Below are 24,686 nucleotides of genomic sequence, written 5' to 3' on the forward strand. Positions count from 1 at the left end.
AAGGCCACACCATGCTCTCCCGCATCGACCTGCGCGGTCGCTCACTCGGCACGGCCGAGTTGCGGCGCACACTCCCGCGCGGCGCCGCCGACGTCGACTCGGTCGTCGACACCGTCCGCCCGGTGGTCGAGGCGATCCGCGAGCACGGGGCCCCGGCCGCACTCGACTACGGCGAGAAGTTCGATTCGGTCCGTCCGGCGTCGGTCCGGGTCCCGGCCGAGGTCATCGCCCGGGCGGTCGACGAGTTGGACCCGGACATCCGGGCCGCGCTGTCGGAGGCGATCCGTCGTGCTCGCATCGTCCACTCCGCGCAGCGCCGCGGTGACACCGTCACCGAGGTCGCCCCCGGGGGGTTCGTCACCGAGCGCTGGGTGCCGGTCGAACGCGTGGGCCTCTACGTTCCCGGCGGTAAAGCCGTCTACCCCTCCAGCGTGATCATGAACGTCGTGCCGGCTCAGGTCGCCGGGGTCGGGTCGCTGGCAGTGGCCTCTCCGCCCCAGGCGGATTTCGGTGGCTGGCCGCACCCGACCATTCTCGCCGCGTGCTCACTGCTCGGGGTTGAGGAGGTCTGGGCGGTGGGTGGTGCCCAGGCCGTGGCGTTGCTCGCCTACGGCGGTCAGGACACGGATGACTCCGTTCTCGAGCCCGTCGACATGGTCACCGGCCCCGGCAACGTGTACGTCACCGCCGCCAAGCGCCTCTGCCGCAGCGTCGTGGGCATCGACTCCGAGGCGGGCCCCACCGAGATCGCCATCCTCGCGGATGACACCGCCGACCCGGTCCACGTCGCGTACGACCTCATCAGCCAGGCGGAGCACGACCCGAACGCTGCGAGCGTCCTGGTCACCCACTCCGAGACGTTGGCGGACGCCGTGGACCGCGAGATCGAGGCGCGCTACGAGGTGACCCTCAACTCGGACCGGGTGCGCGAGGCGCTCGAGGGCCCGCAGTCGGGCATCGTCCTGGTGGACGATATCGAGGCCGGTCTCCGGGTGGTCGACGCCTACGCGGCAGAGCACCTCGAGGTCCAGACCCGCAATTCCGCGGCCGACGCCGCCCGCGTGCGCAACGCCGGCGCGATCTTCGTGGGCGCCTACTCGCCCGTCCCGCTCGGGGACTACGCGGCGGGGTCGAACCACGTCCTGCCCACGTCCGGCACGGCCCGACACTCGTCGGGGTTGAGCGTGCAGACCTTCCTCCGGGGAATCCATGTCGTCGACTACGACCAGGCCGCCCTCAAGGAGATCGCGCCGACCGTGGTCGCACTCGCGGACGCCGAGCGGCTGCCCGCGCACGGTGAGGCCGTACGGGCCCGGTTCGAGGACCTCGGCACGGGAGAGGACGGACGATGACCGATTCCCCACGTCCCGGAGTCGGGCTCGGCGCCCTCCCACTGCGGGAGAATCTCCGCGGCCAGAGCGCCTACGGGGCCCCGCAACTCGAGGTCCCCGTACAGCTCAACACCAACGAGAACCCACACCCGCCCAGCGCGGAACTGGTCGCCGACATCGCCGGCGCCGTCGCCGCTGCCGCCGAAGACCTCAATCGCTATCCCGACCGTGACGCCGTCGCACTGCGCACCGACCTGGCCTCGTACCTCACCCGCCAGACCGGCGTCGATCTGGACGTGGACATGGTCTGGGCCGCCAACGGTTCCAACGAGATCCTGCAGCAGCTGCTGCAGGCGTTCGGCGGGCCCGGGCGCAGCGCCATGGGCTTCGTCCCCAGCTACTCGATGCACCCGATCCTCGCGGCCGGAACCGATACCGAGTGGATCCCGGTGGACCGCGGGTCCGACCTGTCCATCGATATCGCCACTGCGGTGGCGGCGATCGAGGAGCACCGGCCGGACGTCGTGTTCGTCACCACGCCCAACAACCCCACGGGTCACGTGGTCGACCTCGACGAATTGCGACGCCTGCTCGACATGGCCCCCGGCATCGTGGTGGTGGACGAGGCGTACGCGGAGTTCTCGCCGTCCCCGAGCGCCTGCACCCTGCTCGCCGACTATCCGACCAAGCTCGTCGTGTCACGGACCATGAGCAAGGCGTTCGCCTTCGCGGGTGGCAGGCTCGGCTACTTCGCGGCCGACCCGTCCTTCGTCGAGGCCGTACTGCTCGTACGGTTGCCCTACCACCTGTCGATGATCGCGCAGGCCGCTGCCCGTGCCGCGCTTCGTCACGCCGACGAGACGTTGGCCTCCGTCGCGTTGCTCGCCGAGGAACGCAAGCGCGTCACCGCCGGGCTGGAGGAGCAGGGCTTCGAGGTGCTTCCCAGCGAGGCCAACTTCGTCCTCTACGGGCCGTTCGTGGACGCGGCGCGTGCGTGGCGGCGTTATCTGGACGCCGGCGTGCTGATCCGTGACGTGGGCATCCCGGGTCGACTTCGTGCGACCATCGGGCTCGAGCACGAGAATGATCGGCTGCTGCAGGTGAGCGCCGAATTGGCGGTCGACGAGATCGAGACCCGAACCGAGGAGAAGCGATGAGTGAACAGACCGCGCGGCGGGGTCGTGTCGAGAGGACGACCAGGGAGTCGTCGATCGTCGTGGAGATCGACCTCGACGGGACGGGCCGGACCGACATCTCGACCGGCGTGCCGTTCTTCGACCACATGCTCACAGCCTTCGGTCAGCACGGCGCCTTCGACCTCACCGTGCGCGCGACGGGCGACAGCGAGATCGAAGCGCACCACACGGTGGAGGACACCGCGATCGTCCTGGGACAGGCACTCGCGCAGGCCCTCGGCGACAAGCGCGGCATCCGCCGCTTCGGTCAGTGTTCCCTGCCCATGGACGAGACGCTCGCCGAGGCGATCGTCGACGTTTCCGGACGGCCCTACTTCGTCCACACCGGTGAGCCCGAGATGATGGTCGGCTACGTCGTGATCGGTCACGACAGCGCGCCCTACGGCACGGTGCTCAACCGGCACGTGTTCGAGACCCTCGCCTACAACGCCCGGATCGCGTTGCACGTCCGCGTGCACTACGGCCGCGATCCGCACCACATCACCGAAGCCGAGTACAAAGCGGTCGCGCGCGCTCTGCGCGCAGCCGTCGAGCCGGACCCGCGGATCACCGGCATCCCCTCGACCAAGGGCGCGCTGTGATGCCGGCGTGACCCCGCGCGTCCACACCCCGGGGGCATTCTCGAAGCTGGCCCGTACCCCCGGGGTCGCGGCCGCGTTCGTCCTGGTCCTGCTCGCCTTCGGCGGGTTCTCCCTGCTGCTGCCCGTGGTGCCGCTCGCCGTGGTCCGTGGAGGCGGGAGTGAGTTCGTCGCGGGCGCCACCACCGGTGTGTTCATGACCGTGACCGTCCTGTTCCAGCTCGCCACCCCGAGAGTCACGGCCGCGATCGGTTATCGCTGGGTACTGGGGATCGGCAGCGCGCTGCTCGGTCTCCCCTCGGGTCTGTTCGCCCTGTTCGATGGCCCGTTCGCGGTATTGGCGATCAGTGGAGTGCGAGGCGCAGGATTCGGCATGATGACCGTCGCCGGCTCGGCTCTCGTGGCAGAACTCGCGCCCCCCGGCATGCTCGGTCGGGCGACGTCACTGATCGGACTCGCCGTCGGCATCTCCGAAGCCATCTTCCTGCCGGTCGGCCTGTGGCTGCTCGACCTCTTCGGCCTGCCCACGGTGGCCTGGGCGGCCACCGGGTTCGGCGTCGTGGGACTGGTCGCCGCCGCTCGACTGCCCCATGTGTACCCGAGCCCGCCGGGGGAGTCGGACCAGTCGGCGCTCGGCCCGAGGCAGGTCGTTCTCCTCCTGGCCGGGCCGTTCCTGGTCATGGTGGCGGTGACCCTGCCCTACGGAGCAGCGGCATCATTCCTGTCACCCGCGTTGGATTCCATAGTCTCCGGAAGCGGCGCGGTCGTCGCCGGCGTGGGACTCGGACTATTGGGCGCCGGTGTCATCGTCGGCCGCACCGTCGCCGGGCTCATCTCGGACCGACGTGGACCCGGGGCACTGGTCTGGCCGGGTCTCGGGGTGGCGGCAGTCGGAATGCTCTGCATCGCGGGGTTGTTGATCATGGAGGTGAACCCCTGGTGGTTCCTCGTCCCGACCGTCGTCTTCGGTCTCGGGTTCGGAGCCGTCCAGAACGAAGCCCTGGTCGCGTCGTTCGAACGGATGCCGCGCTCGCGCCTGGGGACGGCGTCCGCGTCGTGGAACATCTCCTTCGACGCCGGTACCGGTCTCGGCTCCGTCGTCATGGGCGGGTTCGCCGGGTTCGGCTACGTCGTGCTGTTCACCGTGGCGGCCGGGGTCGTCCTCGCGGTGGGCGGCCCGGCGGCGGTGGGCGCCCGACGCACCAGGCCCACGCGCGATCTGACCCTGACCGACACCGGCGATAAGGTGAACCAATGACGACTTCCGCCACACGGGTAGCACTCCTGGACTACGGCTCGGGAAACCTGCGGTCCGCGCACCGTGCGCTCGAGCGGGTCGGCGCCGAGGTCGAGCTCACCTCGGATCCCCGCGTCGCCACCGAGGCGGAGGCGTTGGTCGTGCCGGGGGTCGGCGCGTTCGCCGCCTGCATGAAGGGACTCGAAGCGGTCAAGGGCCCCCGGATCATCGGTGAGCGTCTCGCCGGCAGTCGGCCCGTCCTGGGTATCTGCGTCGGCATGCAGGTCATGTTCGAGCGCGGCACCGAGTTCTCGGACGGGGAGCACGAGGACTCCCCGGGGGTCCCCGGGTGCGGTGAGTGGCCCGGCGTGGTGGAGAAGCTGCACGCACCCGTGCTGCCGCACATGGGCTGGAACACCGTCGAGGCGCCGGCAAACAGCGTCCTGTTCGCCGGCATGCCCGCCGACGAGCGGTTCTACTTCGTCCACTCCTACGGCGTCCAGCGCTGGGAGATGGAGCCGTCGGATCACCTCCGAGCCCCTGACGTCACCTGGGCCGAGCACGGCACCAGGTTCATCGCGGCTGTGGAGAACGGCCCGCTGTCGGCCACTCAGTTCCACCCCGAGAAATCGGGCGACGCGGGACTGCAGCTCCTCGAGAACTGGATCCGTTCTGTCCGATAGGGGTGAGGGGGACCGGGCCCCGGTGTCCTTCGCCGTGCTCGCCTTGGGGGTGGCCGGGGCGGGAGTACTCGGTCTCGCGCTGACCGCGATCGCGGTGGCCGTGCTCCCCGTGCCGCCGGTCGGCAAGGCCGTCGTCGCGCTGGTCGGGCTGCTCCTGTCGGTCGCGGCGATGGGTCTGGTGTCCAACCGCATCACCGATCGCGCGATCCGCGCCGAGTACGGCGAGGAGCCCGGCGGGCAGGCGGAGCGCCCCGGTGACGACGGACTAGGCTGATGGCCGTGACCAACGCCAATTACCTCGAACTCCTGCCCGCCGTCGACGTCGCAGACGGTCAGGCCGTCCGTCTCGTCCAGGGGGAGGCCGGGACCGAGACCTCGTACGGGGCCCCGCTCGACGCGGCGCTGCAGTGGCAGCGTGACGGTGCGGAATGGGTGCATCTCGTGGACCTCGATGCCGCATTCGGCCGGGGCTCGAATCGCGATCTCCTCGCCGAGGTCGTGGGGGCGCTCGACGTCAAGGTCGAGATGTCCGGTGGCATCCGCGATGACGATTCGCTCGAGGCCGCCCTGGCCACCGGCTGTGCGCGCGTGAACCTCGGTACGGCCGCGTTGGAGAACCCGGAGTGGTGTGCCTCGGCAATCGCCCGGCACGGCGATCGGATCGCGGTGGGACTCGACGTGCGAGTGGTCGACGGCGAGCCCAGGCTGCGTGGTCGCGGATGGGTCTCCGACGGCGGCAACCTCTGGGAGGTTCTCGAGCGTCTGGACACGGACGGCTGCGCCCGGTACGTCGTCACCGACGTGTCCAAGGACGGCATGCTGAACGGGCCCAACCTCGAGATGCTCTCGCAGGTGTGCGCGGCCACCGATGCCCCTGTCGTGGCGTCGGGCGGTGTCTCCTCGGTCGCGGACCTCGAGGCCATCGCCACGCTGGTGCCGCAGGGTGTGGAGGGCGCGATCGTCGGCAAGGCGCTCTACGCGGGCCGGTTCACCCTTCCCGAGGCGCTCGCCGCCGTCAGCCGACGCTGACGACGCGGTCTCGTGACCACCAGGTAGCTTCCCGACCCCGCATGACCTCGAGCAGGAGGCCCGAGATGGACCATCAGACCGGAAATGCCCTGCCGACGGACCTCCCCGTCGACCCGGCCGAGGCGCTCGCACTGGCGACGCGCGTGCTCGACGAGGTGACTCCTCGCTTCGTCGAGGGGGTCGGCGCGAAGGGCATCCAGAACAAGGGATCGCGCAACGACTTCGCGACCGAACTGGACCTCGAGTTGGAGCGCCGTATCTCGGAGGCCCTGAGGGAGGGGACAGGGCTCGAGGTGCACGGTGAGGAGTACGGCGGTCCGCCCGTCAACGAGGGCACGCTCTGGGTGGTCGACCCCGTCGACGGCACGGCCAACTACTCGTTGGGCATCCCGACCGCCGGCATCCTGGTCTCGTTGGTCCACGAGCGTCAGCCGGTGCTGGGGCTGACCTGGTTGCCGCTGCTGGGGTTGACGTTCACCTCGATCGCGGGGGGACCGCTCAAGGAGAACGGCGCGGAGGTCTCGCAGATCCCCGACGTCTCCATACGCGACGTCGCACTGGGGTTGGGTTCCCTCAACACCGGTGCCCGCACGACCTACCCTCCGGCGTATCGCCGCGAGGTCTTCGAGCAGCTCACGCTCGACGCGGCCCGGACCCGCAAGTTCGGCTCCACCGGGGTGGACCTGTCATTCGTCGCGTCGGGGCGACTGTCGGCGGCAGTCAGCTTCGGCAACTTCGCGTGGGACAACGCGGCCGGCGCCTCCCATGTCCGCGCAGCGGGTGGTGTGGTCACCGACCTCACGGGGGAGCCCTGGTCCACCGACTCCCAGTCCATCCTCGCCGCGGGCCCGCGAGCCCACGCGGAGGTCCTCGACACGATCCGTCAACTCGGCGAGCCGAGCAACTTCTTCGAGGCCGGGCGACGGCGCGCCACTCCGGAACCCGAGAGCCCCCGTCCGTGGCTCCAGGGCGGGCGGTGACCGGGGCATGACACTCGCAACCAGGGTCATCCCGTGCCTCGACGTGGACGCCGGCCGCGTGGTCAAGGGCGTCAACTTCCTCGACCTCCGCGACGCGGGTGATCCCGTGGAGTTGGCCGCCGCTTATGACGAGCAGGGCGCCGACGAGCTGACCTTCCTCGACGTGACCGCGTCGTCGTCGGGTCGCGGGACCATGATCGACGTGGTTAAGCGCACCGCCGAGCAGATCTTCATCCCCCTCACCGTGGGAGGAGGCGTGCGTACCGAGGAGGACGTCAACCAGTTGCTGCGGGCCGGCGCGGACAAGGTGAGCGTCAACACCGCCGCCATCGCCCGTCCCGAACTGCTCGGTGAGCTCAGTCGACGATTCGGCTCGCAGTGCATCGTCCTGTCCGTGGACGCGCGGACCGTTCCCGAGGGGTCCGAGCGGACCCCGTCGGGTTGGGAGGTCACCACGCACGGTGGTCGCCGCGGTACCGGCATCGACGCCGTCGAGTGGGCGCGGCGCGGGCAGGAGCTCGGCGTGGGAGAAATCCTGCTCAACTCGATGGACGCCGACGGCACCAAGGCGGGTTTCGACCTGGCGATGGTGAAGGCGGTCCGGGAAGCGGTGTCGATACCCGTCATCGCCTCGGGCGGTGCCGGTGCGGTCGAGCACTTCGCTCCGGCGGTCCACGCCGGGGCCGACGCCGTCCTCGCGGCCAGTGTCTTCCACTTCGGGGAGATGACCATCGGCGACGTGAAGGAAGCGCTCGCGGCAGAGGGGATCACGGTCCGATGAGCGCCCACGTCCTGGACCGTTCCATCGCCGAGAGGCTGTCGCGCAACGCCGACGGCCTAGTCGCCGCGGTCGTGCAGGACGCGACGTCGGGCAGGGTGCTCATGATGGCGTGGATGGATGACGCCGCGCTGGCGGAGACGCTGGCGACCCGGCGGGGTGTGTACTACTCCCGCTCGCGTGGGCAGCGGTGGGTCAAGGGCGAGACCTCCGGTCACGTGCAACACGTGCGCCGCGTGGAGATCGACTGCGACGGCGACACCGTTCTGCTCCATGTCGACCAGACCGGCGCGGCCTGCCACCGGGGCACCACCAGCTGTTTCGACACCGCAACCCTGCTCGGAGAGGACTGAACGGCGTGCCCTTCATCCAGATCAACCAGCTCGACGGGATGGCCGTGGCGGACAAGGCCCGCGTCATCGAAGCGGTCACGGCCGCGTACGCCGAGGCCTCGGGCAAGGACCCGGCGAAGGTGTGGGTCCACGTACACGACATGCCGCACGATTCCTTCGGGATCGGCGGCAAGGCCCTCGGATGAGCACCAAGACGACCACGTTCGAACAGTTCCGCGCGCTCGCCGCGGGCCACCGGGTCGTGCCGGTGGTGCGCACGGTGTTGGCGGACTCCGAGACCCCGTTGTCCGCGTACGTCAAGCTCGCCGGCGACCGACCGGGGACGTTCCTTCTGGAGTCGGCGGAGCACGGGCGCTCGTGGTCGCGGTGGTCGTTCATCGGCTGTGGGGCGGCCGCAGCGTTGACCGTCGACGGCTCGGGCGAGGCCACGTGGTGGGGCAACGTGCCCGCGGGCGCGCCCACCGGCGGTGACCCGCTGGATGCGCTCCGGAGAACCCTCGACTTGTTGCGCACCGATCAGATCCCGGGACTGCCCCCGTTGACGTCGGGGATGGTCGGTTACCTCGGTTACGACATCGTGCGTCGGCTCGAGCGGATCCGGCCCGACACCGTCGACGACCTGCAGGTGCCGGAGATGGTCCAGTTGTTGGCCACGGATCTGGCGGCGTTCGATCACCACGAGGGTCGCATCCATCTCATCGCCAATGCCGTCAACTGGGACGGCAGCGACGAGCGGGTCGAGCAGGCCTACGCGGACGCAGTGGCCCGGGTCGATTCGATGACGGCGCGGCTCGCCGACCCGGGGACGGGGGGCGTGAGCGTGTTCGACACCCCCGCCCCCGATGTGCGTCGCTGCACCGACGAGGCGACGTACCACGCGCGGGTCGCCGACATCATCGAGCAGATCTACTCGGGCGAGGCCTTCCAGGTGGTGCTCAGTCAGCGGTTCGAGGTCGACACCGCCGCCTCGCCGCGCGACGTCTACCGGATTCTGCGCACCACCAACCCGAGCCCCTACATGTTCCTCATGACGATCCCGAACGGTAGCGGGGAGGACGGGTTCGGCGGTACCGCCTTCACCATCGTGGGATCGAGCCCGGAGGCGTTGGTGACCGTCCAGGACGGGGCGGCGACGACCCATCCGATCGCGGGGACCAGACCGAGGGGCGACGACGAGGAGCACGACGTCCTGCTCGCCAAGGACCTGGTGGATGACGCCAAGGAGAACGCCGAACACCTGATGTTGGTCGATCTCGGTCGCAACGACCTCGGCCGGGTCTGCGTGCCGGGCACGGTGGAGGTGACCGAGTTCCGCCAGGTCGAGCGCTACAGCCATGTGATGCACCTCGTGTCCACGGTGACCGGGCGCCTGGCCGACGGGCAGACGGGCATCGACGCCGTGACCGCCTGTTTCCCGGCCGGCACGCTGTCCGGTTCGCCCAAGCCCCGCGCACTGCAGATCATCGAGGACCTCGAGGACACGCGACGCGGTGTGTACGGGGGCGTGGTCGGCTACGTCGATTTCGCGGGCAACACCGATCAGGCCATCGCGATCCGGTCGGCCGTGATCAAGGACGGCACGGCCTACGTCCAGGCGGGTGCCGGCATCGTCGCCGATTCGGTTGCCGCCTCGGAGGATGCGGAGTGCCGCAACAAGGCGATGGCGGTCCTGCGGGCCGTCGCAGCCGCGGAGACACTGCGCGACGCCGGGGAGGGCCGGTGACCCACCGCGCCCGTCTGCTGGTCCCCGTCGTGCTGTTGGTGGTGGGGGCGGCGCTGCTGTGGGTCGCCTCGCGGATGGTGTGGCTCGACGTGGTGGCCTTCAACGACCAGTCGGGAGAGGGCCGACGGGCCCTGACCGGAGCGGACTGGCAACCCGCCCTCGTCCCCCTCGCACTGGGCGCGCTGGCGGCGATCGCCGCTGTGGCCCTGGTCCGAGGTACTGCCGCGCGAGCGGTGGGTGCCGTCATCGCGCTGCTCGGCGTGGCCGCCGGGGGCCTCATGGCGATGTCGGTGGGGGAGGTCGACGCCGACCGGGTCCACTCGGTGATCACGAGTGACGAGGGCCTGGCCCGGACCGATGCCGGGCCGGGTTCCGAGGGCGCGGAGGCGATCCCGCAGTGGTCGGAGATCACCGAGTTGTCGACCCGGCCCGCGGGACCCGTGATCACCGGCGCGGGCGCCGTCGCCCTGTTGGCGGCGGGGATCGTCGTCCTGGCCAGTCCGGCCCGCCCGGTGCGCCGTGACGACCGGTACGTGACCCCGGCGGCCCGGCGGGAGGGTGCGGCGACCGGACCGGCCACGGAGGACGACGCCGGGCGGGACCTGTGGCAGGAGCTGGACGACGGACGGGATCCGACCGGCTGACCGGGTCAGGGCGGTCTCGATTCGGGAACCCCGGCCGGGACCTCTATTGTTGATCTCGATCACACTTTCCGCCCTACGACTGCAGAGGGAGGTCACGGTGGGTACCGTGCTCGACTCGATTCTCGACGGGGTCCGTGAGGACGTCGCGGCCCGTGAGGCCGTCATCGATATGGCGGCCGTGAAGAACGCGGCCCAGTCGGCGCCGGACCCGCTCGACGCTCTCAAGGCGTTGCGCGATCCCGGGGTGGGCGTCATCGCCGAGGTCAAGCGAGCCAGCCCGTCTAAGGGCGCCCTGGCCGAGATCCCCGACCCCGCTGTCCTGGCCCGGATGTACGAGGAGGGCGGGGCGCGCGTCATCTCCTGCCTCACCGAGGAGCGCCGTTTCAACGGCAGCCTGGCCGATCTCGACGCGGTCCGCCGCGCGGTCGACATCCCGGTCCTGCGGAAGGACTTCGTGGTGGGGCCGTACCAGATCCACGAGGCGCGGGCGCACGGCGCGGATCTGATCCTGCTCATCGTGGCCGCGCTCGAGCAGGACGCCCTGGTGTCGCTCCTCGATCGCACCGAGTCGTTGGGTATGACGGCGTTGGTGGAGGTCCACACCGAGGAGGAGGCCGACCGCGCGCTGGAGGCCGGCGCCACGGTCATCGGTGTCAACGCCCGCAACCTCAAGACACTCGAGGTCGACAGGGACGTGTTCTCCAGGATCGCGCCCGGGCTCCCGTCCGACGTCGTCAAGATCGCCGAGTCCGGGGTCCGGGACGCCTCGGACCTCCTGGCGTACGCCAGCGTCGGGGCGGACGCCGTGCTCGTGGGCGAGGGACTGGTGACACAGGGCGACCCGCGGGCGGCCTGCAACGCCCTGGCCACGGCCGGTGCCCACCCGTCCTGCCCGCAGGGACCCCGCTAGGCCGGTGCCGCCGGCTTCCGGCAGACTGGGGACGTGAACTCCAAGGATTTTCCGACACTGCCCACCATGGGAGAGGTGCTCCGGTCCACCACCGGACATGAGCCCGACCAGCGGGGCCACTGGGGGCCGTTCGGCGGCCGTTACGTCCCCGAGGCGCTGATGGCGGTGGTCGACGAGGTGACCGACGCCTACGCCAAGGCCCGGGCGGACGACGAGTACCTCGACGAGCTCGACCGGTTGCAGCGCCACTACTCGGGTAGGCCGTCGCCGTTGTACGAAGCGACGCGGTTCGGTGCGGAGATCGGTGCGCGGGTGTTCCTCAAGCGCGAGGACCTCAACCACACGGGCTCCCACAAGATCAACAACGTCCTCGGCCAGGCGCTGCTCGCGCAGCGGATGGGCAAGAAGCGGGTGATCGCGGAGACCGGCGCCGGTCAGCACGGGGTGGCCACGGCGACGGCGTGTGCCCTCCTCGGCCTCGAGTGCAAGGTCTACATGGGCGCGGTGGACGTGCGCAGGCAGGCGCTCAACGTGGCGCGGATGCGGTTGCTCGGTGCCGAGGTCGAGGCCGTGGAGATCGGTTCGGCCACGTTGAAGGACGCGATCAACGAGGCGATGCGGGACTGGGTCGCCCACGCGGACGACACCTATTACGCGTTCGGTACCGCGGCCGGGCCGCACCCCTTCCCGACGATGGTCCGCGACTTCCAGCGCGTCGTCGGCGCCGAGGCCCGGGTGCAGATCCTCGATCAGGCCGGTCGGCTGCCGGACGCCGCCGTGGCGTGCGTCGGCGGTGGTTCCAACGCGATCGGGTTGTTCCATTCGTTCATCGACGACGAATCGGTTCGTCTGGTCGGGTGCGAGGCCGGGGGTGACGGCGTGGAGTCCGGACGCACCGCGGCGACCGTCAACGCGGGGACGCCCGGGGTCTTCCAGGGTTCGTACGCCCATCTCATGCAGGACTCCGACGGGCAGACGATCGAGTCCCATTCGATCTCGGCGGGCCTGGACTACCCGGGTGTCGGGCCCGAGCATTCGCGCCTGGCGGAGATCGGGCGGGCCGAGTACCGCCCGATCACGGATACCCAGGCCATGGACGCGTTCGCTCAGTTGTGCCGCACCGAGGGCATCATCCCCGCCATCGAGTCGGCGCACGCGATCGCCGGTGCCGCGCAGCTCGCCTCGGAGGGCGTGGACCTGATCCTGGTCAACGTCTCCGGTCGCGGCGACAAGGACGTCGACACCGCCGCCCGGTGGTTCGGCCTGTTGGACGGGGGGACCCCGCCCGAGGCCGGGGTGGATTCGAGCCAGGGCGCCGACGACGGCGCGGGCGAGTTCGCGGACGGAGGAGTCGAGGGATGAGCGTTCTCAGTGACGTGTTCGAGCGGTGCCGGAGCGAGGACCGGGCCGCGCTCATCGGCTACTACCCGGCGGGTTACCCGACTCTCGAGGGGTCGATCGACGCCGTGCGCACGATGGTCGAGGGCGGATGCGACATCGTCGAGGTCGGTATCCCGTACTCCGATCCCATGATGGACGGGCCGACCATCCAGGCCGCCGCCGACACCGCGATCGAGGCCGGGTTCCGCGTGGCGGACACCTTCGAGGTGGTCCGCGCGGTCGCCGCAGCCGGTGCGGTCCCCGTGGTCATGACCTATTGGAACCCGGTGCTCCAGTACGGTGTCGACCGTTTCGCCGCCGACCTCGCCGCCGCCGGCGGTACCGGCGTCATCACGCCCGACCTCATCCCGGACGAAGCCGAGGACTGGATCGCCGCGTCGGACGCCCACGGAATCGACCGGGTGTTCCTCGTCGCGCCGTCGTCGACCCCCGAGCGACTCGCGATGACGCTCTCCAACACGGGCGGTTTCGTCTACGTCCAGGCCGTCATGGGAGTCACCGGCGCCCGGGACGTCGTCTCGGACGCGCCCCGGACCCTCACCGCGCGGGTCCGTGAGATCTCCGGCCTCGCCTGTGGGGTCGGGCTGGGGGTGCGCAACGGTGAGCAGGCGGCCGAGATCGCCTCGTACGCCGACGGCGTGATCGTCGGGTCGGCACTCATCACGGCGGCGACCGAGGGGCTCGACGCCCTCGGGAGGCTGACCGCCGAGTTGGCCGAGGGCGTCCGCCGGCGCGGGACCGGGTCGTGATCCCCAGCCCTCCCCAGGGCGTCTGGGAGATCGGTCCGTTCCCCCTGCGTGCGTATGCCCTGTGGATCATCCTCGGCATCGTCGTCGCCATCTGGTGGGGCGAGAAGCGCTGGGTCGCCCGGGGCGGCCGGGCTGGCGTGGTGATCGACACGGCGCTGTGGGCGATCCCCTTCGGCCTGATCGGCGGACGGATCTACCACGTGGCCACCGATTGGTACCGCTACTTCGGAGAGGGCCGCGATCCCGTCGACGCGTTGAAGATCTGGGATGGCGGCCTGGGCATCTGGGGCGCGGTCGCGTTCGGTGCGCTCGGTGCCTACATCGGTCTGCGCCAACAGGGCATCCGGGCGCTGGGGGCGCTGGGCGACTCGATCGCCCCCGGCATCGTGTTGGCACAGGGGATCGGCCGACTGGGCAACTACTTCAACCAGGAGCTCTACGGCCGCGAGACCGATGTGCCCTGGGCGCTGGAGATCTACCAGCGTTACGACGAGTCCTACGGGTACTCGGAGACGATCGGGCGGTCGACCGGCCAGGTGCTGGCGACCGTTCACCCGACATTCCTCTATGAGCTGCTGTGGAACGTTCTCGTGGCGATCGCGTTGGTGCTGATCGACCGGCGGTTCCGCCTGGGCCACGGTCGGCTCTTCGCCCTCTATGTGGCGTTGTACTGCTTCGGTCGCTTCTGGGTGGAACTGCTGCGCGCGGACGCCGCCACAGAGGTGTTCGGACTGCGTATCAACACCATCGTCTCCCTCGTGGTCATGCTCGCCGCGCTGGTGTATCTCTGGCGGGCCCGCCGCGGCCGGGAGGAGGCCTCTGACCTGCGGGCGCCGGACGACGTCGGGGACGACCCGGCGGAGGGTGGTCCCGCGGGCGACGCACCCCCGTTGGCTGGTCGTTGACCTCGGGTTAACCGGGTGGCCGGTCGAGGGGACTAGATTGGTACGAGTGAATCGTCGTACCAAGATCGTCTGCACCCTGGGTCCCGCCGTCGCGTCGGAGGAAGGCATCCGAGAGCTGGTCGACGCGGGGATGGATGTCGCCCGCCTCAACTTCAGCCACGGAGAGCACGCCGACCACGAGGCCAACTACCGATGGGTCCGCAAAGCCTCCGACGAGTCCGGCCGGGCCGTCGGTGTCCTCGCGGATCTGCAGGGCCCCAAGATCCGGCTCGGCCGCTTCATCGAGGGCCGGCACGAGTGGGCGGAGGGCGACCGTGTCGTCATCACCGTCGCGGAGGTGGAGGGCACCAAGGATCGCGTCTCGACCACCTACAAGGGGCTGGCGAACGACGCCCGCCCGGGTGACCGCCTCCTCGTCGACGACGGCAATATCGGACTGACCGTCGAGCAGGTTGACGGGGACGACGTCCACTGCGTGGTGACCGAGGGCGGGACCGTCTCCAACAACAAGGGCGTGTCCCTGCCGGGCATGAACGTCTCGGTCCCCGCGTTGAGCGAGAAGGACATCGCCGACCTCCGGTTCGCCCTCGGCCTGGGGGTGGACTTCATCGCGCTGTCGTTCGTGCGGTCGCCGGCGGACGTCGACCTCGTGCACGAGGTGATGGACGAGGTGGGCATCCACGTTCCCATCATCGCCAAGCTCGAGAAGCCGGAAGCCGTCAAGAATCTCGAGTCCATCGTCCTGGCATTCGACGCCATCATGGTGGCCCGGGGCGACCTCGGCGTGGAGTTGCCGCTGCAGGAGGTGCCGCTGGTCCAGAAGCGTGCCATCCAGATCGCGCGCGAGAACGCCAAGCCCGTCATCGTGGCCACCCAGATGCTCGAGTCGATGATCACGAACTCCCGGCCCACCCGGGCCGAGGCGTCCGACGTGGCGAACGCCGTCCTCGACGGGGCGGACGCGGTGATGCTCTCGGGGGAGACCTCCGTCGGCAAGTACCCGATCGAGACCGTACGCACGATGTCGTCCATCGCACTCGCGGTGGAGTCGGACTCCACGGCCGCGCCGGATCTGGTGCACATCCCACGGACCAAGCGCGGTGTCATCTCCTACTCCGCCCGCGAGATCGGTGAGCGGCTGGGGGCGAAGGCGCTCGTCGCGGTCACCTCGACGGGGGATACGGTGCGGCGGCTCGCCCGTCTGCACAGCCACCTGCCGCTCATCGCCATCACCAGCGACCCCCGCATCCGCAGCCAGCTGGCGCTGACGTGGGGGACCGAGACCTTCCTCACCGACCGCGTCAACGACACGGCGGAGATCGTCAAGGTCACCGACGAGATGCTGCTCCCGCTCGACGGGTACAACGAGGACGACCTGATCGTGCTCGTCGCGGGGAACGTGCCGGGCGTCGAGGGGTCGACCAACTTCATCCTCGTCCACCGGATGGGCGAGGTCGACCACTGATCACCATCGGATAACAACCGACAGGCGCCGGTGAGCAAGCCGCTCACCGGCGCTTTCGTCTGTGTTCGTGCCTTTGACGTGACAGAGTCGAGACACTTCTGTTACCTTCTTGGAGTCGACCGGGGAAGCCGGTCACGTCCCTGCTTCACCCGCTCCAGTCTCCGAGGTTCCCTGATGTCCGACGCCACTCGCATTTCCTACGCCGAGCTCGCCGATCGACTCGGCGTCGAGGGCACCGGCGCGACCGCCGGGCGCCACCGCGCCGCCCGCTCGTCCAACATGGGCCGCCTCGTGGCCGGCACCGTCGCCGGCGCCGCCCTCTCCGGCGGCATGGCCATTGCCGCGGCCCCTGCAGCCTCCGCCCAGTCCGCCGAGATCAACGCCGACCAGCTGACCGAGATGGCGCAGGGCGTCATCCAGGGCATCGGCCTCACCGAGGACCAGCTTCGGGAGTACGCGATCGACCCGGCTGTGTTCGGCTCGCTCGGTGTCCCCTCCGTCGGTGGCGCCCACGCCCCGACCTACGGTCCGATCACCTCCGGCTTCGGCCCCCGTTGGGGAACGTTCCACAACGGCACGGACTTCGGTGCACCGATCGGGACCCCGATGTTCGCCGCCAAGTCCGGCACCGTCGTGGCTGCCGGCCCGGCCTCCGGGTACGGACTGTGGATCCGGATCCAGACCGACGACGGCCACCTGCTCGAGTACGGACACAACGACCAGAACCACGTCTCGGTCGGCCAGCGGGTCAACGCCGGGCAGGTCATCGGAACGGTCGGAAACCGCGGCTACTCCACCGGGCCGCACCTGCACTTCGGCGTGCGCAACCCGGCCGGCCAGTGGATCGACCCGGTGCCGTGGCTCCGCGCCAACGGCGTCGCCGTCTGATCGATCGACGCCCCCGACACGCACCCGTCGCGCCCCGTCTCCCCTCGAGGAGGCGGGGCGCGACCGCGTTGACGGGCCACGTGTCGGGCCTTTCTGACACAGTGGGGCGAGAGAGTCCACCACCAGTCGAGAGGCGATCCATGTCGCAGACCGTCAAGGGCGTCATTGCCCGTAGCAAGGGGGCCGAGGTCGAGTTGGTCGACGTCGTCGTCCCCGATCCCGGACCGAACGATGTCATCGTGCGGGTGCAGGCGTGCGGCGTCTGCCACACGGACCTGGCGTACCGGGACGGCGGGATCAACGACGAGTACCCGTTCCTGTTGGGCCACGAGGCCGCGGGCATCGTCGAGACCGTCGGTGACCGGGTCACCCATGTCGCCGAGGGCGACTACGTCGTCCTCAACTGGCGCGCGGTGTGCGGTGAGTGCCGGGCCTGCAAGAGGGGCCAGCAGCAGTACTGCTTCGCCACCCACAACGCGTCCAAGAAGATGACGCTGAGCGACGGCACCGAGCTCACCCCCGCGCTCGGCATCGGCGCGTTCATCGACAAGACCCTCGTCCACGAGGGGCAGTGCACCAAGGTCGACCCGGCGGCGGACCCGGCGGTCGCCGGACTACTCGGATGCGGTGTCATGGCCGGCATCGGCGCGGCCGTCAACACCGGCCAGGTCAGCCGTGGGCAGTCCGTCGCCGTCATCGGGTGCGGTGGAGTCGGTGTCGCCGCGGTCGTGGGCGCCCGACTCGCGGGCGCCTCGACGATCATCGCGGTCGATATCGACGACACCAAGCTCGAGTGGGCCAAGGACTTCGGTGCGACCCACGCGGTCAATTCGACCTCGACCGATCCGGTGGCCGCGATCCGGGAGCTCACGGACGGCTTCGGCGCCGACGTCGTGATCGACGCCGTCGGTCGGCCGGAGACGTACGAACAGGCCTTCTACGCCCGCGACCTCGCCGGGACCGTGGTCCTGGTGGGCGTGCCCACGCCGGAGATGCGGTTGGAGTTGCCGCTGCTGGACTTCTTCGGTCGTGGTGGCTCGCTCAAGTCGTCCTGGTACGGCGACTGTCTGCCCGAGCGCGATTTCCCGATGCTCGTGGATCTGCATCTGCAGGGTCGGCTCCCGCTCGAGAAGTTCGTCTCCGAGCGGATCGGCATCGACGCCGTCGAGGCGGCGTTCGACGCGATGAAGTCCGGTTCCGTCCTCCGATCGGTGGTGACGATGTGAGCGAGATCCACACCAGCGCCGGGCACGCCGGCGGTCTGCGTATCGAGAAGGTCGTCACGAGCGGCATCTTCGCGCTCGACGGCGGCGAGTGGGAGGTCGACAACAACATCTGGATCCTCGGGGACGACTCCGAGGTGTACGTGATCGACGCCGCCCACACCGCCCAGCCGATCATCGACGCGGTGGCGGGCCGCCGGGTCAAGGGCATCCTGTGTTCGCACGCCCACAACGACCACATCACTGTGGCGCCGGAACTGTCGGAGAAGCTGGATGCGCCGATCCTGGTGCACCCGGGTGACCAGATGCTGTGGGACGAGACCCATCCCACCGTCTCCCACGGCGAGCTCTCCGACGGGCAGCGTCTGGAGATCGCGGGTACCCGCATCGACGTGATGAACACGCCCGGGCACTCACCGGGATCGTGCGTGTTCCACGTTCCCGAGGCGGGCGTGTTGTTCTCTGGCGACACCCTGTTCTCCGGCGGACCGGGGGCCACGGGCCGCTCGTACTCGGATTTCCCGACCATCATCACCTCCATCCGCGAGCGCATCCTCACGCTGCCCGCGGAGACGCTGGTGCACACCGGTCACGGTGACGGCACGAAGGTCGGGGACGAATCCCCGCACCTCGAGGAATGGATCGCCCGAGGGCACTGAGACCGCCGCCGTGGGCGCGGGGAGGACTGACGCGGGGGAGGGGCCGGGGAGATGACGACGACGAGGACGCCCGCAGAGTCCGGTCCTCCCACTCCGTGGCACACCCTCGCGCCCGCGGAGGTGTTGTCCCGCCTCGGTGCGGGCCCGGACGGGCTCACCAGCGCCGAGGCGGGCGCCCGTCTCGTCCGGCACGGGCCCAACACCTTGCCCGAGGCCGAGCGGGTTCCCGGGTGGCGGCGGGTGGCGAGGCTGTTGGCGGATCCGATGATCCTCGTGCTCGCGGTCGCGGCTGCGGTGAGCGCGGGGGTGTCCCGGGAATGGGAGACCCCCGTGGTCATCCTGCTGGTGGTCGCACTGAACACGATCCTCAACTACGTCCAGGAGACCCGTGCCGAGGCCGGTCTCGCAGCCCTACGCGATATGTCGGTCCCGCACAGCCGGGTGGTGCGGGACGGCGTGGAGGCCGAGATCGACAGCAGTGGGCTCGTCCCGGGCGACATCGTGGTGGTGGAGTCCGGAGACAGGGTCCCCGCCGACGGCCGGGTGCTCTCCGGATCCCGGTTGCAGGTGGCCGAGGCGACGTTGACCGGGGAGTCGGCCCCGGTGGACAAGGCCGCGGGAGCGGTACAGGGCGTCGACGCGCCTCTCGGAGACCGCGCTGGCATGGTCTTCATGAACACGGAGGTCACCCGGGGCCGGGCGCGCATCGTGGTGACCGGTACCGGTGAACACACCGAGATGGGCGCTATCGCGGACCTGCTGGGCGGTGCGGGCGCCGGTCCGACGCCGCTGCAGAAACGGATCGGTACGCTCGCCCGCGTCCTCACCGGGATCGCGCTGACCGTGGTGGGACTGGTCCTCGTGATCGGGCTCGTGCGCGGTCAGCCCTGGGAGGACATGCTCCTGTCCGCGGTCTCCCTGGCGGTGGCCACGATCCCGGAGGGGCTCACGGCGGTCGTGGCGTTCACGCTCGCGATGGGTGCCTCGCGCCTGGCCCGCGAGGGCGCGATCATCAAGAACCTCGCCGCCGTCGAGACACTCGGTTCGACGAGCCACATCGCGACGGACAAGACCGGGACCCTCACTCTCAACGAGATGACCGTCACGCGGATCGTCGCGGGCGGCGGGTCGTACTCCGTGACCGGGACCGGATACGACGGGGCCGGGACCGTCCTGTCGTCCGACCCGGACGTCGTACCGGACCTGAGACGGGCCGCGGTGGCCATGGCGTTGTGCAACGACGCGATCGTCGCCGACGGGCGACTGGTCGGAGATCCGACCGAGGGCGCACTGTTGGTGGCGGCGACCAAGTGCGGGATCGACGTCGAGGGGCTGCGCGCCGCCCGTCCGCGGGTGGCCCAGGTCCCGTTCGACTCGGCGTACAAGTTCATGGCGACGGTCAACCGCGCACCGGGTGGAGACCTCGTCCTCCACGTCAAGGGTGCCACCGGTGCCGTTCTGCCTCGCGCCACGCACGTCTGGGACGGGGCGACGGCGGTGGAGCTCGACGACGAGCGGCGTGGAGCGTTGCGCGCGGACACGGAGGGGCTCGCCGCGTCCGGCCTGCGCACGCTGCTCGTGGCTGCCCGGCCTTTCGGCGACGGTGACGGACAACCCGACGAGGACTCTCTGCTCGGCGAGGTCCGCGACCTGACCGTGCTCGCGGTGCTGGGGATCGTCGACCCACCGCGGCCACGTGCGGCCGAGTCGATACGCATCGCACACCAGGCGGGCATCTCGGTGCACATGATCACCGGTGACCATCTGGTCACGGCCTCGGCCATCGCCCGCGACCTCGGTATCGGCGGGGAGGCGGTGAGCGGTGTCGATCTGGACCGCATCGACGCCGAGGAGCTGTCCGCCCGGGCCGCTCGCCTCGGAGTGCTGGCCCGCGTGACCCCCGAGCACAAGATTCGGATGGTGCGGGCCCTCCAGGCTGACGGGGACGTGGTGGCGATGACGGGAGACGGTGTGAACGATGCGCCCGCCCTGCGCCAGGCCGACATCGGGATCGCCATGGGGATCACCGGTACCGACGTGTCCAAGGGCGCGGCGGACATGGTGCTCACCGACGACAACTTCTCGACGATCGTCTCCGCGGTGCGCCAGGGGCGGGGGATCTACGACAACATCGTCAAGTTCGTGAAGTTCCAGCTCACCACCGCGTGGGCGTTCGTGATCGTCTTCCTGGCGAGTGGTCTGTTGGGGCTGGCGACGGTGCCGTTCACCGCGCTGCAGGTTTTGTTGGTCAACATCGTCATGGACGGCCCGCCGGCGATGGCCCTGGGCGTCGAGCCTGTGGAGAAGGATGCCATGCGCAGGCCTCCGCGGCCGGCCGGCGAACAGATCCTCACTCCGGCGCGATTGGTGCGGATCCTCTGGCTGGGTGTGGTGATGGCCGTGGGTACCCTGCTCGTGCTGGCGTCCGCCGAGGCGGTGTTCCCCGATCGAGCAGGGGAACCGCTGTTCGCCACCACGTTGGCGTACGCGACGTTCGTCTTCTTCCAGGTGTTCAACCTGATGAATGTCCGATCCGACCACGGCTCGGTGTTCTCCCGCGACATGGCGCACAACGCCCCGATCTGGGTCGCGCTGGGCGCGGTGCCGCTGCTGCTGATCGCGGTGGTCCAGGTGCCGTTCCTGCAAAGCGTCTTCGACACCACCTCGCTCCGCGCCGACGAATGGCTGCTGGCCACCGCGGTGGGGTCGTCGATCCTCTGGCTGGAGGAGTTCCGCAAGGCCGGCGCGAGATGGCGTACGCGACGGACCGGCGGGTCGGGCAGGATGGACGTGGTCTGACGCGCCCACCCGAGGGCGCCGCCACCACCGCGTCAGGTAGCGGGCGCGACACGGTCGGACCGACGAGGAGGAGTCATCACCATGGCCAGGGTCACCGCCAGCAACACCATCGTCATCGAGGCGCCTGTCGAGGCCGTGAGCGCGGCGATCGCCGACTACGCGCAGGTGCGTCCCCGCATCCAGCCCGAGCAGTTCAGCGCCTACCGCCTGATCGAGGGTGGGCAGGGGGACGGCACCGTCGCGGCGTGGAACCTCCAGGCCACCAAGAAACGCAGCCGGGACGTCAAGGCCAACGTCACGGTCGATGACGCCGCCGCGCACTGGTCGCTGGTGGAGAAGGACGAGAACTCGTCCATGGCCACCACCTTCACGGTGCGTGAAGCGACCGGGGGCTCGCTGGTCGAGATGACCACCTCGTGGGACGGCGCCGGGGGAGTGGGCGGCTTCTTCGAGCGGACCTTCGCGCCGGCCGGGCTCAAGCGCATCCAACACGCCCTGCTGTCCAACCTCAAGGACGACCTCGAGGGATAGCAGACCGGCCCCAGTCCGACCGTGCACAGTCCGACCGGGTTCAGCCCGGCCGTGCACAGTCCGACCGGGTTCAGTTCGGCCGGTCGGCCGAGCGGGATCGGTCCGTCGGGGCGCTACTCGTCGTCGTGGTGGCGGACTCGGCCGCCTCGACGTCCGTCCCCGTGGGCGCGGCAGCCGCGGCCGCCTCACGCGCGGCCTCGGCCTGCGCCGAACCGGTCCGGAGCACGATGTGCGGCATGAACGCGAGGAGCACGGAGGCGAGCACGGCGAGGACGCCGGCCACCAGGTAGATCTCGGACATGCTCAGTGCGTAACCCTGCTCGAAGGGGTGGGCGACCAGTTCGGGGAGCCGGTTGATCACGGAGGAGTCCTTGGTGACCGTCTCCAGAGCGCCCGCGCCGGTGGTGGGGTCGGCGAGCGCCCGGACGATCCCGTACGCGTCGGGGTCCTGCCGCAGGACAGGGTCGGCGAGGCCCTCCCGTACGCCGCGGGCGAGACTCCCGTCGGCGGCGGCCTGCTCGAGTTCGCTGGAAATGGAGCCACCGACGCGGCTGAAGAGAATTGACAGGAACACCGCGACGCCGGCGGTGCCGCCGAGCTGGCGGAAGAAGGTGGCCGACGCGGTGGCCACGCCGATCTCCCGCGGACTCACGGCGTTCTGGACGATCAGGGTGAGCGGCTGCATGCAGTTGCCGAGCCCGATGCCCAGCACCAGCATGTAGACCATCACCAGTGTCAGCGACGTGTCGGCGTCGATGGTCCACAGCAGGAACAGTCCGACCGCGGCCACCGCCGTGCCGAAGATCGGGAACTCGCGCACCCGGCCTGTCCTCGAGATGAGCTGGCCCGACACGATCGAGGCACCCATCATCCCCGCCACCAGCGGGAGCATCATGAGCCCGGACTCCATGGGATCGGCGCCGTGCACGATCTGCATGTACAGCGGCAGGGTCATCATGCCGCCGAACATGGCCATGCCCACGATCACGCCGCCGGCGGTGACGATCGCGAAGGTGCGATCGCGGAACAGGCGGAGCGGGATGAGGGCCTGGTCGCCGGCGCGGGCCTCCACGATGAGGAAGAGACCGATACCGGCCAGTCCGACGACGTAGCACCCGAGGGCGGCAGGGGATCCCCACCCCCAGGTGTTGCCCTGCTCGGCCACCAACAGGAGCGGCACGAGTCCTACGACGATCGCGGCCGCGCCCGCCCAGTCGACGCGATGGTCGACCCGGACGTTCTTCACGTTGAGCGTGATCATCACGAGGGTCAGAGCCGCCGCGCCGATGGGGACGTTGATGAGGAAGATCCAGCGCCACCCGTCGATGCCGAAGATCGTGTCGGCGCTTGCGAAGAACCCGCCGATGACCGGCCCGAGGACCGACGAGGACGCGAACACCGCCAGCATGTAGCCCTGGTACTTGGCGCGGTCGCGCGGCGGGATGATGTCGCCGATGATCGCGAGCGCCAGGGACATCAGGGCGCCGGCACCCAGACCCTGGATGCCGCGGAAGACGGCGAGCATGTACATCGAGGTGGCGAGCGTGCAGAGCAGAGAGCCGAACACGAAGATGACGATGCCGATGACGAAGAACGGCTTGCGCCCGTAGATGTCGGAGAGCTTGCCGTACAGGGGCGTCGAGATGGTCGACGTCATGAGATAGGCGGTGGTGACCCACGCCTGGGCGTCCAGGCCCTGCAGGTCGTCGGCGATGGTGCGGATCGCCGTGCTCACGATGGTCTGGTCGAGGCTGGCCAGGAACATGGCGGACATGAGGCCGGCCAGGATGACGAGGATCTGGCGGTGCGTGAACTCACCGTCCTCGCCTGCGTGGACCGAGGATGTCTTGGGGGCGGTCATCGGTTCTCCTCGGCGGATGTGAGAGAGCAGAGTTCGGCGTGGAGGGAGTCGGCGAGTCCGGCGAGGTCCGCGATGAAGGCGTCCGCCCGGTCCGGCGTCCAGTCCTCGAGGAGGCCGGCCATCCAGTCACCACTGCGCTCGAACACCTGACTGACGAGATCGGTGCCCTCGGCGGTGAGTGTGACGAGGCTGGCGCGTCCGTCATCGGGATCGGGGACCTTTGCGATGAGCCCGCGGGTCTCGAGTTGGCGGACCTGGCGACTCACCACCGAGACATCGGTGTGGACCCGCGAGGCCAGGTCGGTGACCCGGGCCGGGCCGTCATGGATGGCGAACAACAGTGGATGCGCGGACGGCTCGACGGCCTCGTCGTAGCGGGGCACCGAGAGGTTGACCGCGCGCAGGAGTTTGACCACCCGCGACAGGTCCACCACCAACCGGCCGCCGCGTTCCGCGTCTATCGCCATATCCACTCCTCGAAACGATTGCTTGCAACAAGCAAACATTACGCGCGTAGCGGACCACCGCGCCACTGGGTGGCGCGCGGGTGGAGAGGGCGGAGGCGGTGATGAGGTGATGAAATGATGGGCTGATGAGAGGAATGCGAGCGGGTCTGACCTCGCTCGAGCGGTGGTGCCCCCGGTCGGACTCGAACCGACACTGGACGGGTTTTGAATCCGTTGCCTCTGCCAATTGGGCTACGGGGGCGAACGCGGTGAACCGCTGGTCCGGAAGTCTAACCGACGACCGATGAGCGTCTGTC

The 24,686-nt window shown here is 69.8% G+C and carries 25 protein-coding genes and 1 tRNA gene; 23 read left to right on the plus strand and 3 right to left on the minus strand.

All coding sequences use genetic code 11. The features are described from left to right. The first annotated feature begins 11 nt into the window (after positions 1-11). From hisD to VZF99_RS06465, 23 genes are all read left to right on the plus strand, one after another. Positions 12-1,352 carry a histidinol dehydrogenase gene (gene hisD, locus VZF99_RS06355; protein ID WP_120285865.1) on the plus strand — a complete coding sequence of 447 codons (1,341 nt, stop codon included), beginning with the start codon at positions 12-14 and terminating at the stop codon, positions 1,350-1,352. After that, a complete protein-coding gene (locus VZF99_RS06360) occupies positions 1,349-2,488 on the plus strand; it encodes a histidinol-phosphate transaminase (RefSeq protein ID WP_120285866.1) in 1,140 nt (379 codons plus the stop codon). Before hisD ends, VZF99_RS06360 begins: the two co-directional genes overlap by 4 nt. After that, positions 2,485-3,108 carry an imidazoleglycerol-phosphate dehydratase HisB gene (hisB, locus tag VZF99_RS06365; RefSeq protein ID WP_120285867.1) on the plus strand — a complete coding sequence of 208 codons (624 nt, stop codon included), beginning with the start codon at positions 2,485-2,487 and terminating at the stop codon, positions 3,106-3,108. Before VZF99_RS06360 ends, hisB begins: the two co-directional genes overlap by 4 nt. Positions 3,109-3,115: 7 nt before the next feature. Further along, positions 3,116-4,363: an MFS transporter gene (locus VZF99_RS06370; protein ID WP_407335926.1), complete on the plus strand. Its 1,248-nt coding sequence runs from the start codon at positions 3,116-3,118 to the stop codon at positions 4,361-4,363. Further along, on the plus strand, positions 4,360-5,025 hold the full coding sequence (hisH, locus tag VZF99_RS06375) for an imidazole glycerol phosphate synthase subunit HisH (RefSeq protein WP_096905589.1): 666 nt from the start codon (positions 4,360-4,362) through the stop codon (positions 5,023-5,025). Before VZF99_RS06370 ends, hisH begins: the two co-directional genes overlap by 4 nt. 22 nt (positions 5,026-5,047) lie before the next feature. Further along, a complete protein-coding gene (locus VZF99_RS06380; protein WP_120285870.1) occupies positions 5,048-5,299 on the plus strand; it encodes a hypothetical protein in 252 nt (83 codons plus the stop codon). Next, on the plus strand, positions 5,299-6,054 hold the full coding sequence (priA, locus tag VZF99_RS06385; RefSeq protein ID WP_120285871.1) for a bifunctional 1-(5-phosphoribosyl)-5-((5-phosphoribosylamino)methylideneamino)imidazole-4-carboxamide isomerase/phosphoribosylanthranilate isomerase PriA: 756 nt from the start codon (positions 5,299-5,301) through the stop codon (positions 6,052-6,054). The genes VZF99_RS06380 and priA overlap by 1 nt, the downstream gene beginning before the upstream one ends. A gap of 65 nt (positions 6,055-6,119) precedes the next feature. Then, a complete protein-coding gene (locus VZF99_RS06390; RefSeq protein WP_120285872.1) occupies positions 6,120-7,034 on the plus strand; it encodes an inositol monophosphatase family protein in 915 nt (304 codons plus the stop codon). A 7-nt stretch (positions 7,035-7,041) separates the two neighbouring features. Beyond that, positions 7,042-7,815, plus strand: a complete 774-nt coding sequence (hisF, locus tag VZF99_RS06395) for an imidazole glycerol phosphate synthase subunit HisF (protein WP_185951800.1) — start codon at positions 7,042-7,044, stop codon at positions 7,813-7,815. Next, positions 7,812-8,165: a phosphoribosyl-AMP cyclohydrolase gene (hisI, locus tag VZF99_RS06400; RefSeq protein ID WP_119191825.1), complete on the plus strand. Its 354-nt coding sequence runs from the start codon at positions 7,812-7,814 to the stop codon at positions 8,163-8,165. Before hisF ends, hisI begins: the two co-directional genes overlap by 4 nt. Before the next feature lie 5 nt (positions 8,166-8,170). Then, a complete protein-coding gene (locus VZF99_RS06405) occupies positions 8,171-8,350 on the plus strand; it encodes a 4-oxalocrotonate tautomerase family protein (protein WP_407335927.1) in 180 nt (59 codons plus the stop codon). Further along, a complete protein-coding gene (locus VZF99_RS06410; RefSeq protein WP_120285874.1) occupies positions 8,347-9,888 on the plus strand; it encodes an anthranilate synthase component I in 1,542 nt (513 codons plus the stop codon). The genes VZF99_RS06405 and VZF99_RS06410 overlap by 4 nt, the downstream gene beginning before the upstream one ends. Next, positions 9,885-10,532, plus strand: coding sequence for a TIGR02234 family membrane protein (locus tag VZF99_RS06415; protein ID WP_244200860.1), 648 nt, complete (start codon positions 9,885-9,887; stop codon positions 10,530-10,532). Before VZF99_RS06410 ends, VZF99_RS06415 begins: the two co-directional genes overlap by 4 nt. 97 nt (positions 10,533-10,629) lie before the next feature. Next, positions 10,630-11,442, plus strand: coding sequence for an indole-3-glycerol phosphate synthase TrpC (gene trpC / locus VZF99_RS06420; RefSeq protein ID WP_120285875.1), 813 nt, complete (start codon positions 10,630-10,632; stop codon positions 11,440-11,442). A gap of 66 nt (positions 11,443-11,508) precedes the next feature. Next, on the plus strand, positions 11,509-12,804 hold the full coding sequence (gene trpB / locus VZF99_RS06425) for a tryptophan synthase subunit beta (RefSeq protein WP_407336088.1): 1,296 nt from the start codon (positions 11,509-11,511) through the stop codon (positions 12,802-12,804). After that, the gene (gene trpA / locus VZF99_RS06430; protein WP_120285877.1) at positions 12,801-13,592 is read left to right on the plus strand and encodes a tryptophan synthase subunit alpha; all 792 of its coding nucleotides are present in this window, start codon (positions 12,801-12,803) and stop codon (positions 13,590-13,592) included. The genes trpB and trpA overlap by 4 nt, the downstream gene beginning before the upstream one ends. Beyond that, positions 13,589-14,497 carry a prolipoprotein diacylglyceryl transferase gene (gene lgt, locus VZF99_RS06435; RefSeq protein WP_067713993.1) on the plus strand — a complete coding sequence of 303 codons (909 nt, stop codon included), beginning with the start codon at positions 13,589-13,591 and terminating at the stop codon, positions 14,495-14,497. Before trpA ends, lgt begins: the two co-directional genes overlap by 4 nt. Positions 14,498-14,543: 46 nt before the next feature. Further along, on the plus strand, positions 14,544-15,962 hold the full coding sequence (gene pyk, locus VZF99_RS06440) for a pyruvate kinase (RefSeq protein WP_120285878.1): 1,419 nt from the start codon (positions 14,544-14,546) through the stop codon (positions 15,960-15,962). Between the two features lie 174 nt (positions 15,963-16,136). Next, entirely contained in the window at positions 16,137-16,850 is a 714-nt protein-coding gene (locus VZF99_RS06445; protein WP_120285879.1) for a M23 family metallopeptidase, read from the plus strand. A 140-nt stretch (positions 16,851-16,990) separates the two neighbouring features. Further along, the gene (locus VZF99_RS06450; protein ID WP_120285880.1) at positions 16,991-18,076 is read left to right on the plus strand and encodes an S-(hydroxymethyl)mycothiol dehydrogenase; all 1,086 of its coding nucleotides are present in this window, start codon (positions 16,991-16,993) and stop codon (positions 18,074-18,076) included. Then, positions 18,073-18,732 (plus strand): MBL fold metallo-hydrolase, encoded by a 660-nt coding sequence (locus VZF99_RS06455; protein ID WP_172812117.1) that lies wholly within the window; start codon positions 18,073-18,075, stop codon positions 18,730-18,732. The genes VZF99_RS06450 and VZF99_RS06455 overlap by 4 nt, the downstream gene beginning before the upstream one ends. A gap of 51 nt (positions 18,733-18,783) precedes the next feature. Continuing rightward, positions 18,784-21,531, plus strand: coding sequence for a cation-translocating P-type ATPase (locus VZF99_RS06460; protein WP_407335928.1), 2,748 nt, complete (start codon positions 18,784-18,786; stop codon positions 21,529-21,531). An 81-nt stretch (positions 21,532-21,612) separates the two neighbouring features. Further along, the gene (locus VZF99_RS06465) at positions 21,613-22,062 is read left to right on the plus strand and encodes an SRPBCC family protein (RefSeq protein ID WP_120285882.1); all 450 of its coding nucleotides are present in this window, start codon (positions 21,613-21,615) and stop codon (positions 22,060-22,062) included. Positions 22,063-22,132: 70 nt separating this feature from the next. Here VZF99_RS06465 and VZF99_RS06470 read toward each other — a convergent pair whose 3' ends face one another. The 3 genes from VZF99_RS06470 to VZF99_RS06480 all read right to left on the minus strand — a co-directional run bounded on the left by VZF99_RS06470 (position 22,133) and on the right by VZF99_RS06480 (position 24,631). Further along, a complete protein-coding gene (locus VZF99_RS06470) occupies positions 22,133-23,923 on the minus strand; it encodes an MDR family MFS transporter (RefSeq protein WP_120285883.1) in 1,791 nt (596 codons plus the stop codon). After that, a complete protein-coding gene (locus VZF99_RS06475; RefSeq protein ID WP_120285884.1) occupies positions 23,920-24,390 on the minus strand; it encodes a MarR family winged helix-turn-helix transcriptional regulator in 471 nt (156 codons plus the stop codon). Before VZF99_RS06475 ends, VZF99_RS06470 begins: the two co-directional genes overlap by 4 nt. A 164-nt stretch (positions 24,391-24,554) precedes the next feature. Next, positions 24,555-24,631 (minus strand) — tRNA-Leu (locus VZF99_RS06480). Between the last annotated feature and the right edge of the window lie 55 nt (positions 24,632-24,686).

This window comes from Dietzia kunjamensis, assembly GCF_045689975.1.
GTDB classification, from domain to species: Bacteria; Actinomycetota; Actinomycetes; order Mycobacteriales; family Mycobacteriaceae; genus Dietzia; species Dietzia kunjamensis.